This is a genomic window from Cohnella sp. (assembly GCF_041641335.1).
Classification (GTDB): domain Bacteria; phylum Bacillota; class Bacilli; order Paenibacillales; family Paenibacillaceae; genus Cohnella.
Window position 1 is genome coordinate 23022 of record NZ_JBEPYQ010000011.1, and the last position, 13748, is coordinate 36769.

Annotated in this window: 12 protein-coding genes; 3 read left to right on the forward strand and 9 right to left on the reverse strand. The window is 58.9% G+C overall.

The annotated features are described in order from the left end of the window. Positions 1-41 precede the first annotated feature (41 nt). The 6 genes from ACESLM_RS05225 to ACESLM_RS05250 form a co-directional block, all read right to left on the reverse strand. Positions 42-1691: an extracellular solute-binding protein gene (locus ACESLM_RS05225; protein ID WP_372630348.1), complete on the reverse strand. Its 1650-nt coding sequence runs from the start codon at positions 1689-1691 to the stop codon at positions 42-44. Positions 1692-2005: 314 nt separating this feature from the next. Further along, entirely contained in the window at positions 2006-2290 is a 285-nt protein-coding gene (locus tag ACESLM_RS05230) for a late competence development ComFB family protein (RefSeq protein WP_372630350.1), read from the reverse strand. 109 nt (positions 2291-2399) lie between these two features. Further along, complete coding sequence (locus ACESLM_RS05235) at positions 2400-2612, reverse strand: cysteine-rich CWC family protein (RefSeq protein WP_372630352.1); 213 nt, start codon at positions 2610-2612, stop codon at positions 2400-2402. 80 nt (positions 2613-2692) lie between these two features. Next, positions 2693-3577 carry a sugar phosphate isomerase/epimerase family protein gene (locus ACESLM_RS05240; protein ID WP_372630353.1) on the reverse strand — a complete coding sequence of 295 codons (885 nt, stop codon included), beginning with the start codon at positions 3575-3577 and terminating at the stop codon, positions 2693-2695. Positions 3578-3594: 17 nt separating this feature from the next. Continuing rightward, complete coding sequence (locus ACESLM_RS05245) at positions 3595-4452, reverse strand: sugar phosphate isomerase/epimerase family protein (RefSeq protein ID WP_372630355.1); 858 nt, start codon at positions 4450-4452, stop codon at positions 3595-3597. Then, positions 4449-5510, reverse strand: coding sequence for a Gfo/Idh/MocA family protein (locus tag ACESLM_RS05250; protein ID WP_372630356.1), 1062 nt, complete (start codon positions 5508-5510; stop codon positions 4449-4451). The genes ACESLM_RS05245 and ACESLM_RS05250 overlap by 4 nt, the downstream gene beginning before the upstream one ends. Positions 5511-5630: 120 nt before the next feature. On the opposite strand from ACESLM_RS05250, the gene ACESLM_RS05255 reads away from it, so the two are divergent. After that, positions 5631-6509: a helix-turn-helix domain-containing protein gene (locus ACESLM_RS05255; protein WP_372630358.1), complete on the forward strand. Its 879-nt coding sequence runs from the start codon at positions 5631-5633 to the stop codon at positions 6507-6509. A 32-nt stretch (positions 6510-6541) separates the two neighbouring features. Here ACESLM_RS05255 and ACESLM_RS05260 read toward each other — a convergent pair whose 3' ends face one another. After that, positions 6542-7630 (reverse strand): response regulator, encoded by a 1089-nt coding sequence (locus tag ACESLM_RS05260; RefSeq protein WP_372630360.1) that lies wholly within the window; start codon positions 7628-7630, stop codon positions 6542-6544. Then, positions 7605-10673, reverse strand: a complete 3069-nt coding sequence (locus ACESLM_RS05265; protein WP_372630362.1) for an ATP-binding protein — start codon at positions 10671-10673, stop codon at positions 7605-7607. Before ACESLM_RS05265 ends, ACESLM_RS05260 begins: the two co-directional genes overlap by 26 nt. A gap of 149 nt (positions 10674-10822) precedes the next feature. Here ACESLM_RS05265 and ACESLM_RS05270 point away from each other — a divergent pair, with 149 nt between their 5' ends. Both ACESLM_RS05270 and ACESLM_RS05275 read left to right on the forward strand, forming a co-directional pair. Continuing rightward, positions 10823-11479 (forward strand): futalosine hydrolase, encoded by a 657-nt coding sequence (locus ACESLM_RS05270; protein ID WP_372630364.1) that lies wholly within the window; start codon positions 10823-10825, stop codon positions 11477-11479. Then, the gene (locus ACESLM_RS05275) at positions 11476-12321 is read left to right on the forward strand and encodes a 1,4-dihydroxy-6-naphtoate synthase (RefSeq protein WP_372630365.1); all 846 of its coding nucleotides are present in this window, start codon (positions 11476-11478) and stop codon (positions 12319-12321) included. Before ACESLM_RS05270 ends, ACESLM_RS05275 begins: the two co-directional genes overlap by 4 nt. Positions 12322-12380: 59 nt before the next feature. On the opposite strand, the gene fliD is transcribed toward ACESLM_RS05275, so the two are convergent. Beyond that, the gene (gene fliD, locus ACESLM_RS05280; RefSeq protein ID WP_372630367.1) at positions 12381-13616 is read right to left on the reverse strand and encodes a flagellar filament capping protein FliD; all 1236 of its coding nucleotides are present in this window, start codon (positions 13614-13616) and stop codon (positions 12381-12383) included. Positions 13617-13748: the final 132 nt, after the last annotated feature.

Below are 13748 nucleotides of genomic sequence, written 5' to 3' on the forward strand. Positions count from 1 at the left end.
TGTTATCCTCTAGTGGCTTATGGGACGGCCCCTCGCTGCTATTAACGCTGTTGGAAGCGGTCGAAAGCGGCTTGCTGAATTTCAATCGCACGATCGATGCCCATTTTCTTGAATTGCTCCAGCGCTTTGTCGAAGCTGTCGATTTGGGAGGAGCCCATGATAATCTTCGTCACGACTTCCTCGCGGTACGTGTTGACGTCGGTCATGATTTTCGCGTATTCGGAAGCTTCGTCCGGCGTCATCGCGATCGGCGGAATGAGCACGGAAGCCGCGTTGCCCGCGAATTGGGCGAATACTTTGACCGCTTCCTTCTGCGCGTCCAGCGCATAGTATTGGTCGTTGTAACGGTCGTCGTCCGGTCCCGGGAACGGATAGTTGGCGATAAAATGTTTGCCCATCGCTTGGCCGATCGGCAGCTTGTCCGGGTTGGCCATGATCAAGTCGGTATATTTCGGCTGTCCGTCCACCAGCGTGTAGGTTTTGCCTTCGATGCCGAAGTTTTTGAGCATTGCGCCTTCTTCGCTGAACAGGTAATCCAGCGCCTTGACCGTCTCGGCCGGATTTTTGTTCGTGCTGGAGATGAGCGCTCCCGTGTTGCTGTAATCCCAGCCCGTCTCGGTGAAGCGCGGCTCGTCGCCTTTGTTGAGCACCGGATATTGCACGCCGGCCAGCATCGCGCTCGGGTTGCTCTCCTGCAGGGCAGGCAGCCATGCGCCCAAGCTTCCTCCGATATATCCGAACGTAGCGGCCGCTTTGCCGGACGTCATCTTCGCTTCCTTGGCGCTGTTGTCGTTGGAAGCGTAATCCGGATCGATCAAGCCGTCCTTGTACCACTGCTGCATGCGAGTCAGGTAGTCCTTAAACGCAGGCTGCTGCGGACCGTACAACACTTTGCTGCCGTCGAGATAGAAATCTTTGCCGATGCCGTACGCTCCGAGGAAGTCCATCGAATCCTTGGAACCGAGCAGCGTCGTCTTCTCCGAAGTGTACGGGAAGATGCCTTTCTTCTCTTTAATCGTGCGCAGCACGTTTTCCCACTCGTCGATCGTCTCCGGCATCGCCAGCCCCAGCTCGTCGAGCCAGTCTTTACGGATCATCTGGCCGGAGAACGTCTTGTATTTGCCGTGATCGCCGACCTTCAGGTTCGGGAACACGTAGATGTCGCCGTTGTCGGACTTGATCTGCTTGGCGATCAGCGGGTTCTCGTCCAAAATTTTCTTCAAGTTCGGCGCGTGCTGATCGATCAGTTCGTTCAGCTTAATGATGGTTCCGTCTTGGAACAGCTTGGCCGGTCCGCCTTGGAAGTTGCCCATGTTCCAGATGATGACGTCCGGATATTCGCCGGAAGCGATCATGACGCCGAATTGCTGTTGGGCGTCGGCGCTGGTGCCGGTCGGATGCTCAAATTTGAATTTGACGTTCGTCTTCTTCTCCCACTCTTGAACCATCTCCACATCGCTTAAGCTCTGCACGACCGCTTGGGCGTTAGGGTTAAGCGGATGCCATACTTTCAAATTAACGGGCGCCGCCGAAGCGCCTCCGGAGCTTTGCGCTTCACCGGATTGGGACGGCGTGCCGCTCGCGGAGCCGTTGGAGTTGTTGCTGCTCTTGGAGCAAGCCGTGGCTACGGCTCCGAATGTAAGTACGATAGCGAGCAGAAGCGCGAATTTGGAGAAAGCCTTCTTCTTCATCTGTTACTCCCCTTTTAAGTTGAGTTGGATGTTCCGGCATGACCGCTGCACGTTGCAGGGCGGCCTGCGGTTCATCTGCTTTTCATGGTATAGGGGACCCGGGGATCGTGTATATTCGCAACTCTTGAAGCCGTATTCAAATCTAGACAAATCGCGACTAACCATTCTTTACGGGGTTCATTTATCTTTGGAAAGCCTTGAGGAAAGCCCTGTGGAATGCCTTTGTCCGAATAAGAGTCTATCACAAAACTCGGGTCTCGCAGCTGGTGAAAAGAAACAGAGCGCCATCCAATATATGGACGACGCTCCGCCGGTTAGTGTCGAGGGCTTTTCTGAATGACCTGCACCGCTTTCGTCAGTTCGCGCAAAATGTCGGACTGCAGCTGCGGCTCCTGGTAGATCGCTTTGATATAAGCTTCGCCGGCTTGTCCGGACGTATAACGCGGCGGCAGATGATTCAGCGCCAGCAAGACGATGTCCATCTGGCATTGCCCGCAGTTGCACTTCAGAATGCCCGCTTTGACGTAATGCTCGTCGAACAAGCCGCTGACGATCGGTTCCATCGCATTAAAAACGGATAGTTCCCGGGAAAAGAACATAAGTACACTCCCCACTTGCTTCCTTCCGATACATGCCGTTCGGACCGGAAGCGATATCTCTCTGTTATCTTTATATATCGGCTTCATGCTTGTGTAACTATAGATGGAATTATTGGGCGGTATACGCCTTTATGCAGGATTGGCAAATGCAGGCTTTATTCCGCGTCCCCTCCGGCAGCAGGTCGAACAAAGTCGGAGGAAACTTCTCGCCGACGCACCAGCAGGAACCGGACGGCGCGTTCGCGACGCTGCCGCAACCGTTGCCGCGGCCGCACAGCGGGCATCTGCCCGGATCGATCGTCTTCCCGTTATCCGCTCCCATCGCCGCGCGCCTCCTCCTGCTTCCATCTCCCATTGTAGCAAAAAAGACCGCTCCCGCAACAGCGAGGAACGGCCTTGCCATTAGATTCTGGCTTTCAGGAATTGCACCGCGGCGGCGATGTCCGCCTCCGGATTCTTGCCGACCTCGCGCTCGATCGTCAAATATCCGCCGTAGCCGATGTCGCGAAGCGCCTTCAGGTAGGCGCCCCAATCTACTCCGCCTTCTCCGAGCGGAACTTCGCGGAACGCGTCTCCCGATTCGGCGTCCTGGGCGATCTTCTCATGGTCGAGCGGTTCGAAGCCCAGCGCTCCGTAGACCAAGCGCGGATCGACCTCGCGCAGCCGGATGCCGTCCTTCGCGTGCGTGTGCACGATGTAATCGCGAAGATTGTACACGCCTTGCGCCGGATCGTCGCCGGTCACCATGACCATGTTCGCCGGGTCGAAGTTGACGGAGACGCCTTTGGAGCTCAGTCCGTCCAGGAAGCTCTTCAGATGCGCCGAAGTTTCCGGACCGGTCTCGATCGCGAAATACGCGTTCATGCTCGTCGCGTACCGGCTCAGCTCGTCGCACGCCAGATGCATCGCTTCGTACACTTCGCTGTTCTTGTCGTCCGGCACGATGCCGATATGCGTCGTGACGACGTTCGTGCCAAGCTCTACGGCAAGATCGAGAATACGCTTGGACTTCTCGACTTTGGCCGGGTTGGCCAGCTTATCCTGGAAGCCGTGGCCGCCCAGATCGCCGACGAGCGCGGAAATTTCCAAGCCAAGCGATTCGATGTACGATTTCCATTCCTTGCGGGCCGCGGAAGACAGGTTGGCCGGGTCCATCTCGCCGGATACGGCATAGATTTGCACGCCGTCCGCTCCTACGCCTTTCGCCTTTACCAAGCCTTCGCGAACGCCGACTCTGAAGCTGTCGACGATGACACCGATTTTCCAAGGGGTTACGATTCCGGACATTCCTTACCACTCCCTGTTTAGATTTCGTTCCAGATTCTCCTCGCGTTGTCCAAAGCGATCTTCGTCGCCTGCACGCAAGGCTCCATGCCTTCGAATTCGATGGACAAGTAGCCGGCGAAGCCCGATTCCTTGACGATGCGCAGCGCTTCTCGGGTATCGAGATCCCCGTGACCGGCGATCGCGCCCCGCAGATAAGCTCCGTTCGCCGATCTGAACCAGCCGTCTCCAGGGTTCTCCGTTGCCGGCCGGATGTAGAAGTCTTTGACGTGTACGATAGACGCCAGCTTGGCGTTGTTGCGCACGCCGACCAGCGGATTCTCGTCGACGCAGACGAAGTTGCCGATATCCAGCGTCGTACGGAAGTTGCTCCGCTCGACTTCGTTTACGATCGCTTGCACTCTGTCGCTCGCTTGCACGTAATAGCCGTGGTTTTCGATGCTGGTCGTGATGCCGTATTGCGCCGCATAATCGGCAATCCGGCGGCAAGCTTCAACCAGCTTGGGGAAGTCCTTCATGAATTGACGGATGGACCGATCCTCGGAGTTCGCCACGTCATGGCGCATCAGCTTGACGCCCAGCGCGGCGGCGACATCCACTTCGCGCTTGACGCGCGCGATCTCCCGCTCGAACGACTCGTCGTCCAGGCCCGCGAAGTTCGCGCCGATCGCGTAATTGGAAATCTCGATGCCCGCTTCCGCCGCCTTGGCGCGGATCGCCTCGACCAGAGCGGAATCGGCGGTCAAGTCGACGCCAAGAGGCACGATCTCGACATGTTCGCCGCCCAGCTCGGCCACCTTGCCGACGACGTCGACGTAGTCCAGCTCACCTCTCTCTACCGCTTGCCACAAGCTGTAAGAGCTGATCCCGAGCTTCATAGACGAACCTCCTCGCCCTTAGCCGCGGATTCGTAAATTCCGCACAGAATCTTCATAATTTCCACGCCGTCCTCGACCGGGCTGATCTGCTCCGTTCCGTTCAGGATGCAGTCGACGAAATGGTCGACCTCGTTCTGGAACGCCGGATCGCCGGAAAATCCGGCCGTGCTGTCGGTCTGAGGCTGGATATTCAAAATCGTGTCATGCTTCTCGGTCACGATCACTACCTCGGGATCGATCTCGAAGCTGCCTTTATCTCCGTACAGACGGACCATGCCTTCGTCTTTTTTCGCATGCAGCGAGTAGCTGACGTCGACCATGATGGACGCGCCGTTCTCGAAACGGATAATCGCGCTCGCCAAATCTTCGACCGTGTTTTTCGAAGCGTCGTAGTCGGCCGCTTTATAGAAAGAAAGATGCTTGACGTTGGAGCGGTTGCCCAGCTTCTTGTACGTGTTCGCGCTGACGGCCGTCGCTTTGGGCTTGCCCATCAAGTACCAGCACAAGTCGATGACGTGAACGCCGATGTCGATAAGCGGGCCTCCGCCGGAGCGCTCGACGTCCGCGAACCAGCCGCCCGGATTGCCGAGACGGCGAAGCGTCGACGCTTTGGCGTAATATAGCTCTCCGAACTCGCCCTGATCGGCGAATTCGCGCAGCATCTTCACGTTCGGATCGTATCTGCGCACGTAGCCGACCTGCAGCAGCTTGCCGGTCTCGCGCACCGCTTTCTCCACTTCGTAAGCCTCTTCCATCGTGCGGCAGAGCGGCTTCTCCACGAGCACGTGCTTGCCCGCCCGCAAGGCGGCGATGCTGATCGGCGCATGCGTATTGTTCCAAGTGCAGACGCTCACGGCGTCGATGTCCGCGTCCGCGAGCAGCTCGCGGTAATCCGAGTAAACCTTGTCCGCTCCGTACTTATCCGCCACTTGACGCGCTCTGGCTTCGTTCACGTCGCAGATCGCGACGATCTTCGCGTCCGGATTGCGCGCATACGAATTCAAATGCATCTCCGAAATCGATCCCGTACCGATGACGCCAATTCGAACTTTTTGCATCTGTCCAGCACTCCCTATGCTCACATTTGTTCTCAATTCGTATTATAATGGGATGAAGGGCCGATGCCATGCAAAAGCATGCTCATTATTTGCACGATTGTGCGGTTTTGGAGGGATCTCTTGGACAAACATGCCGCTTTTAAGGAACCGATGCCGATGCCGAATCCGTCCTTTCCCATTAAAGTCCACCCCCCTCTCTCCTCTAAAGTTGTCAGCGGTCAGACGCTGTTCGTTCACCATTGGCACGAACATATGGAATTTCTATTTTTCGTATCGGGCAGCGCGGTTATTGAATGCGGTTCCAGTCCGGTGTCCTGCCGGAGCGGCGATCTGTGCGTCGTGAACAGCAACGAGCTGCATTACGGGTTCAGCACTTCGGACGATTTATCCTATTATGCGATGATCGTCGACATCTCTTTGCTGCACAGCCATGCGATGGACGCCGTGGAGACGAAGTTCATTACGCCGATTATCCGCAACCGGATTTTGTTCCAGAATCTGGTCTCGGGCGACGAGGAGATGAACCGCTGCATGCAGTCTATCATTCAGGAATTGCAGCGGCAGGAGCTCGGATACGAGTTGTCCGTCAAATCCCACCTTTACCGGATGCTTTCCCTGCTCGTACGCAAATACGTCGCCACGACAACCGAGCTGGACGAGTACCGCAACCGGCTCAAGGAGCTCGAGCGGCTCGCCCCCGTGTTCGCTTACATCGACGATCACTACAAGGAGAAGCTGTCCGTCGAGCAGCTGGCGGACATCGCGGGACTGAGCCGGTACCACTTCAGCCGGCTGTTCAAGCAGGTGACGGACAAGTCTCTGATCGAATACGTCAACCTGATCCGGATCAACAAGGCCGAAAACATGCTGCGAAGCAAAAACATGAATATTTCGGAGATCGCGATGGAGACGGGGTTCAGCGATATTTATTATTTCAGCCGGACGTTCAAGAAGCTGAAGAAGATGTCGCCGACGGAGTGGAAGAACGGCGCCCTCTAGAAGGCCGGCCGCCTTCGGCCGGCTCTCTTCGGTCAGTCCCCTTCGGCCAGCTCGCCTTCCAACTGCCGCTTCCATTCCTCCAGCTTCCGGACGGACGAATCGTCCCCGGATTCGCGCAGATACCGCAGCAATCGTTCGTACACGCTGCCTCTATAAGGGTCCAGCTCGAGAAGCTTCCATAGCAGCCGTTCCCGGACAGGGCCGTCCGTCTCGTCCGCGAGCCGGGCCAGATGGCGGATGTACGCCGTCCGCAGCTCGATTCGTCTGCCGTCCGCCCAATCGTAATGCTCGGTTTCCAAGTAATCTCCCCGGTAGAGCGCCAACAGCTCGTCCGCTTCCTCGACGCCTCCGCGCCGCATAAGGGCGTTCAGCCGCTCCACGTCGCTGTCCACATGATCCGCGTGCATCCAGTAACGCTCGTCCCCGAATGCCACCGTATCCGCAAAGCCTCCCGCTCTCAGCATGTTGCGCACGTTGTACAGGGTCGTATGGAACAACGCTTTGGCGCGTTCGGAGTCGATCTCCGGCCAGAGATGATCGAGAATATGGTAACGGTAGACCGGCTCTCCGCCGTGGCTCCACAAATAGGCGAACAGCTCTTTCGTCTTCCGGGTCCGCCACGTGACAAGCCGCCCGTCTCCGTCGTACAGCTCCAAGCTTCCCATCGCCTTCAAGTTCAGCCTCTGCCTTGAAGCCGGCTTGTCGGCCGGCGGTTCGCCCGCGTCCGTTCTTGCCGGAGCGGCTCTTCTCGCCGCTCTCTCCCGCAGCGATTCGTACCGTTCGATCGTCTTGCGCAGCCGGTCTTTCGCGACGGGCTTAAGCAAGTATCCGATCGCGCTCTTGTCGAACGCCTCCAGCGCGTATTGGTGATAAGCGGTCACGAATACGATCTCCGCGTCGGGACACCGCGCGCCAAGCAGTTCTCCGGCCACGAGTCCGTTCGTTCCCGGCATCTCGATATCCAGGAAGATCAGATCCGGCTGCAGCTTCTCCGCTTGCTCCACCGCCTCCGACACCATCCTGAACTTCGCGACGACCTCCACGCCTCCGATCTCCTGCAGCAAAATTTCCAGAACGTCGAGGGCGATCTCTTCGTCATCTATTAGCAGCGCTCTTAACATGGATTCCCTCCGGTATATGAAGCTTGACTTGCGTGCCGTGCCCGATCAGGCTGCGATACTCCAGCTTGCCTCTGTACAGCATCTGCAGCCGCCGGTTCACGTTGCGAATGCCGACTCCTCCGGTCCGGCCTTTGTCCAAGGCGTCCAGCGTTTCCTCGTCCATGCCGATGCCGTCGTCCTCCACCACGATCTCGATGCCTCCGTCCCCGCGGCTTACGATAATGTCCAGAGCGCCTCCCTCGGGCTTCGGTCCTATTCCGTGGCGCACGGCGTTCTCCACGATCGGCTGCAGCGTAAGCGGGGGGAGCATGCATCGTATTCCCTCTTCGATCCGGTAACGAACCTGCAGCCTGTCGCCGAAACGAAGCTGTTCGATGGCGAGATACGCTTTAACCAGCTCCAACTCCCGCTCCAGATCCACCCGTTCTCCCTGGAAGACGAAGGTGAACTTCGCCCGCAGATAGGTCGTCAGATGATGAATCGTTTCCCTGAGCTTGTCTACGTCTTTATAGCTGAGCCCTACGAGCGCGTTCATGCTGTTGTACAGAAAATGCGGAGTGATCTGCGCCTGCAGGAAATCCATCTCCCTGCGCACGGCTTGCTCGGAAGAGTTCTTCATCGCGAGCAGCGACTGCGCTCTCGCCTTCAGCTCCGCAAGCTCGAACGGCTTCTGCAAAATGTCGTTCGCTCCTGCGGCGAACGACGCCACCGTATCCCCCGTCTGCCCCGATGCCGTAAGCATCAGCACCGGAAGCTCGGCCAGGCCGTGCAGCGTGCGGATTTCCCGGCATACGTCGAGGCCGGAGATGCCCGGCATCATCAAGTCCAGCAGCACCAAGTCGGGTTTCGGATGCCGCAGCAGCGCCGCAAGCGCTTCCGCTCCTCCGCCGACCGCCGTGTAGCCGCAGCCTATCGCGGACGCCGCGTGGATCAGAATTTTCAGATTGGAAGGCTCGTCGTCCACGATCAGCACGTGGAACTTGTGTCCCGGCTCGTGATACGTCGTTCCGGCCAGCGCAGGAAACGCGTGCTCCTCCATTTCGGCGGCGGCAGCGACTTCTTCCGACTCGGCATCGATCGGCAGCGTAAACGTGAACCGCGAGCCGATTCCGACCTCCGATTCGACCTCTAACCGCCCTCCCTGTAATTCCACCAATTGCTTGGAGATGCTCAGCCCGAGTCCCAGGCCGGAATTCGCGGCTTGCCCCTCCTCGTCCTCGTACTGCACGAAGGCTTGGAACAGTCCGGCCAGCGCTTCCTCGGGAATGCCCTTCCCCGTATCAGTCACGGATACGGCCAGCTCCCCGCTCTGACGTTCCGCCGTCACCTGCACCGTACCCTGTTTCGTATTTTTCAGGCCGTTTTCTATCAAATTGTGCAAAATCTGCCTGAGCCGGTTCTCGTCCGCCCTCACGAGCGGAAGCGCAGCAGGCAGCGCGTTGACGAGCTTCACCTCCCGGTTCGCCGAAGCGATCGAGAGCGTCTCGATGACGAACCTCACCGACATCGCCACGTCTACCGAAGTCGGCTGTATCGTCAGTTGACCATGGCGAATCCGGTTCAGGTCCATAATATCGTGCACCAAGCCCGAGAGCCGTCGCCCGAGCAAGTGCAGCATGTGGATGTTCTCGCGCTGTTCGCCTTGCAGCGGAGACTGCCGATCGTCCAGCAGCGCCTGCGACAAATTCACGATTCCGTGAAGGGGCGTGCGCAGCTCATGGGACGTCTTGGCTAGAAACTCGTCTTTCTGACGGTCGTATTGCAGGAGCTGGGCGGCCAGCCGCTCGCTCTTCCGGAAGGCGCTCTGCATCCGGTCCGACATGAGGAACGCTTGCGAGAACACGAGCAGCATAGGCGTAACGATCATGAAATACGGGTTGTCCAACGCCAGCTTATAGCGGGTCTGCCCGTAAATCCAAGTAACGATCAGGAAAAAGCAGCCCATCAGCATGTAATAGCTGTCGTGCGGGCTTCGGCGATGGCTGCGGAAAATCGCGTAGAAAATCAGAACGAAGGCGGTGATCTGCAGCACGATTCCCACCCACCAGAACCAGAGCAGGTAGCGGCTGGGAGCGAGCATGAACATGGCCAGATATACGAAGCCGTACTTGCACAGCCATAGAAACAGGGAGTTGTTCTTCTCCCCCAGATAGCGGTACACGTACAGACCGAACAGCACGAACGTAAGGTACGCGAACAGGAAAATCAGCTTTTGCAGCCAAGCGAAGGGAATGTCCGGCACGAGCGCGGTGGCCAGAATCTCGTCGTCTATCGAGAAGAACAGGCCCGTCGACAAACAGAAGAAACAGAAGTGCATCAGATGCCGCTCTTGGCGCCACTGCTTGAACATGCCGGCGTAGTACAGACCGAACACGAGCATCGTCGTCACGAGAATCATGTTCGCCAGACGAGATTGGTCCCGCCGCTTCATCACGTCCTCGGTCATCCCGAATTCGGGCGCCTGCACCAGCCCCCCTTCCATGAATCGGAAGCTGGCCACTTGAATGATGATCTCCACCGTTCCGTCCCGCGACGGCGCGGTTCCGAAGAAAGGAAAGTTGCTGGGCACGAACTCCCCCTCGCTCAGCGCCGTGCGTCCATTGCCGCCCAGGTCCTCCCCGTTCATGAAGATCCGGCTCGACATGCGGATCTTCTTCGCGCGCAGGCTGAACGAATCCGGCTCGCCTACGCGGACGATCAGACGGTATGTACCCGCTCCGTAGCCGTTGCTGCCGTCCGCGTCCGAGCCGAGCACTCCCTGCCAGTTCCCCGGCACGCTGACGAACGTACTTTGCTCCTTCAGGAGCGAGGAGCCTTCTCCGCGAAAATCTTCCGGAGCGAGCAGCATCCCCTCGTAGAACTCCCATTCTCCGCGCAGCGGAATCATCCCTCGTTCGCCGTAGTTCCAGCGGGACGAATCCAGCACTCCGCCTTTCGCCTCGGGATATTCGGCCATCGGATTCAGCCAGCTGAACATATTAATGAAGGTAATGATCAGGAATAAGAGGATCGTTCCGAGCAGAATCGACAGTTGTTTGTTCATGCCTCCATCATATAACAATCGCGGTGCGGATTCGATCCTCTTTTTTGCGCGTTGCGGGGTCGATTTTACTCCTATGGGGATGAGTACTATACTTAATTAAGTAGAGATGCGCGGTTATCGTCGTGAAGCCGGAAAGAGAGGAAACGGAGATGTCTCGTAAAATATTGGTCATGACCGCCGTCGAGGCGGAAAAAGAAGCGGTGCTGAGAGGACTGCGCGGAATTCCGGACAGCGAGGTAAGAGTCGCCGGCGTCGGACCCGCGGCCGCGGCCGCGAGCACGGTGTTGGCGCTGGCCCGAAGCGGCGCGGAATACGGACTCGTCGTCAGCGCCGGCATCGCGGGAGGCTTCCCAGGCGTCGCGTCGGTCGGCTCGATCGTCGTCGCCAGCGAGTCGGTCGCAGCTGACTTGGGCGCGGAGACGCCGGAAGGCTTCGCCGGGGTGGACAAGCTCGGCTTCGGCGCGAACCGGCTGGAAGCCGACCCCGCAATCGCTTCGCGGCTTGCGGAAGCGCTTCGGAACGCGGGGATTCCGGTGCATTGCGGCCCCGTGCTGACGCTGTCGACGGTGACGGGCACCGCCGCCACCGCGGAAGCGCTGGCCCTAAGAGTGCCGGGAGCGGCCGCCGAAGCGATGGAAGGCTACGGAGTCGCCGAAGCGGCGAGCCGTTACGGCATTCCCTTCCTGGAAATACGCGCGATCTCCAACGCGGTCGGACCGCGCGACAGGGCCGCCTGGCGAATCGGCGACGCCCTTGCCGCGCTGGAAGCGGCCAGCATACATCTGACGGAGGTGTTGTCCTCATGAGAATCGCTTATTCGCCCTGTCCCAACGACACGTTCGTCTTTCATGCGCTCGTGCACGGCCTCGTCCCCGGTGCGCCGGAGTTCGAAGTCACCTACGCCGACATTGACATCACGAACACGCTTGCCGCAAGCTCCAACGAGCTCGACATTATGAAAATCTCCTACGCGGCCCTGCCGTGGGTGTTGCCCGAATATAAACTGGTGCCGTGCGGCGGTGCGTTAGGAAGAGGCTGCGGGCCGCTCGTGCTTCGCCTCGGCTCGGACGCCTCGGAGTCTGCCGACGCCGCGGCCCTGTCCGGCAAACGAGTAGCCGTCCCCAGCGAGCGTTCCACGGCTTATCTGCTGTTCCGGCTCTGGGCGGCGCGCAACGTGCCGGGAGGCGTCGGCGAGATCGTCGTCATGCCGTTCCACGAAATCATGCCCGCCGTTCGCGACGGCCGGATCGACGCCGGGCTCGTCATTCATGAAGCGCGATTCACGTACCGGAACTACGGCCTGTCCCAAGTCGTCGACCTGGGCAACTGGTGGGAAAGCGATACCGGCCTGCCGATCCCGCTCGGCGCGATCATCGCCCGCCGCTCGCTCGACCTGGAGCGGATTCGCGAATGGATTCAGGCTTCCGTCGCCTATGCATGGCAGCACCCGGAAGCTTCGGAGAACTACGTGATGGAGCACGCGCAGGAAATGGACCCGCAAGTGGCTAAATCGCACATCGAGCTGTACGTCAACGAGTTCACCGCCAGTTTGGGCAACGACGGCTTCGCCGCCGTGACCACGCTGCTGGAGCGAGCGATCGCAGAAGGGCTCGTTCCGGCGATGGATCTGGCCGAGCTTCGTTCATAACGAATAGGGCGCGCAGCTCCCGAATCGCCTTTCGCGGGAGTAGCGCGCCCTTCCTATTTTTAAAAGAAGCTGTTGACCAGAAGTCCGGTCGTCGGGATTTGCAAATAGGATTCCATCGTCGCCTGGTAGGCGGCGAATTGCTGCAGAGCCATCATCGGCTTGTTCAGCAGCGCGCTGGCCGGAACGTCCCGGAAGCGCGAAGCTTCCTTCTCCAGGGCTCTGGCGATTCCGCCGACCGTCCGCGCCGACCGCTCGGGGTCCGCGCTCAGGCTGGCCTGGAACGCCTTCTCGTCCACCCGAAGCGTTCCGTCGCCGTTTCGGCGAATGCCGACCGTGCCGTAAGCCGTCTCGCTTGCCGTTTCTTCGAAGCTTTTGCGAATTAGCGGATTCAAGTAACCTGCGGCATCCTTCAATCGTCCGATCGTTTCATTATAGGTGTCGACCAGCTTGTTCGCCTGCTCCAGCGCCTTCTTCCCGTCAGCGCGCACGTCGACCGCTACGGCCTCGTTCGTCGTCCGCAGCAGCGTGGCCGTCGCTTTGCCCTTTTCCAGTTCGACGACGTTGGATTGGGAGGTCTGCGCGCCGCCGCCGTTCAACGAATACGAGGCGTTCGTCGCCGCGGACGTCGCTTCGGCGATGCCCGACCATGCCGCGGCATGGCCGCTCTCGTCCGTCACCGCGAAGGCGTTGTCCGTGCCCGTACGGTCGCCGGAGAGCTCCAATCTCGCCGTGCCGCCAGGTCCGTCCGTCACAAGCTTGGCGGTGACGCCCGCTCGGGCGCCGTTAATCGCGTCGCGTATTTTGTTTAATGCCTGTTCGTTCGTATCCGATGACAAAATCTCGCTCGTCACCGTCGCCTCCCGTCCGCCGATCGACAGCTTCAGGCGATGCACGCCGCTTTCCAGGCCGGTCTGGGCGCCGCGCTCCATCTCCGTGCCGGCGTTCTTCTGGGCGGACGCCAGAGAATGAACCTCCACCCGATACGTCCGGACCGATGCGCCGTTCCCCGCTTGGGCCGCGATCGCCGACGGATCGGAAATCCGCGCCTCCCTCGCTTGGAAAGGAGAGTCCGTCCTGCGGCCCAGCTCCTGTGCCGAATACTGAAGCTTGCGGGCCGACTCCAGGAAGTCGGCAATGCCCGTCGCGGCCTTCTTAACGAACTCCTCGTAAGGCGAAGGATAAGATCTCGTCCACATACCGGACGGTTGACGGTATCCGGCATGGTGAAATGGAGAATACATATAAGGGGAAACCGGATTGACGGCTTTGTTCAGGGGCGTCGCGGAATAGATCATTCCAATCCTCCTCCTTGGTCTATACCGATTCGAGTTTCATCTATCTTAACTATAACATCCGTCCTATTTTTGCACAATTATCCAGTTGACAGGGAATAGAAGCCGGCCGCGTGCGGGAACCTAATCTTTATG

Bases quoted from the DNA above. Each gene is read 5' to 3' on its own strand.
- ACESLM_RS05225 (WP_372630348.1), bottom strand. From the start codon at position 1,691: ATGAAGAAGAAGGCTTTCTCCAAATTCGCGCTTCTGCTCGCTATCGTA.
- ACESLM_RS05230 (WP_372630350.1), bottom strand. From the start codon at position 2,290: ATGTTCTTTTCCCGGGAACTATCCGTTTTTAATGCGATGGAACCGATC.
- ACESLM_RS05235 (WP_372630352.1), bottom strand. From the start codon at position 2,612: ATGGGAGCGGATAACGGGAAGACGATCGATCCGGGCAGATGCCCGCTG.
- ACESLM_RS05240 (WP_372630353.1), bottom strand. From the start codon at position 3,577: ATGTCCGGAATCGTAACCCCTTGGAAAATCGGTGTCATCGTCGACAGC.
- ACESLM_RS05245 (WP_372630355.1), bottom strand. From the start codon at position 4,452: ATGAAGCTCGGGATCAGCTCTTACAGCTTGTGGCAAGCGGTAGAGAGA.
- ACESLM_RS05250 (WP_372630356.1), bottom strand. From the start codon at position 5,510: ATGCAAAAAGTTCGAATTGGCGTCATCGGTACGGGATCGATTTCGGAG.
- ACESLM_RS05260 (WP_372630360.1), bottom strand. From the start codon at position 7,630: ATGTTAAGAGCGCTGCTAATAGATGACGAAGAGATCGCCCTCGACGTT.
- ACESLM_RS05265 (WP_372630362.1), bottom strand. From the start codon at position 10,673: ATGAACAAACAACTGTCGATTCTGCTCGGAACGATCCTCTTATTCCTG.
- ACESLM_RS05270 (WP_372630364.1), top strand. From the start codon at position 10,823: ATGTCTCGTAAAATATTGGTCATGACCGCCGTCGAGGCGGAAAAAGAA.
- ACESLM_RS05275 (WP_372630365.1), top strand. From the start codon at position 11,476: ATGAGAATCGCTTATTCGCCCTGTCCCAACGACACGTTCGTCTTTCAT.
- fliD (WP_372630367.1), bottom strand. From the start codon at position 13,616: ATGATCTATTCCGCGACGCCCCTGAACAAAGCCGTCAATCCGGTTTCC.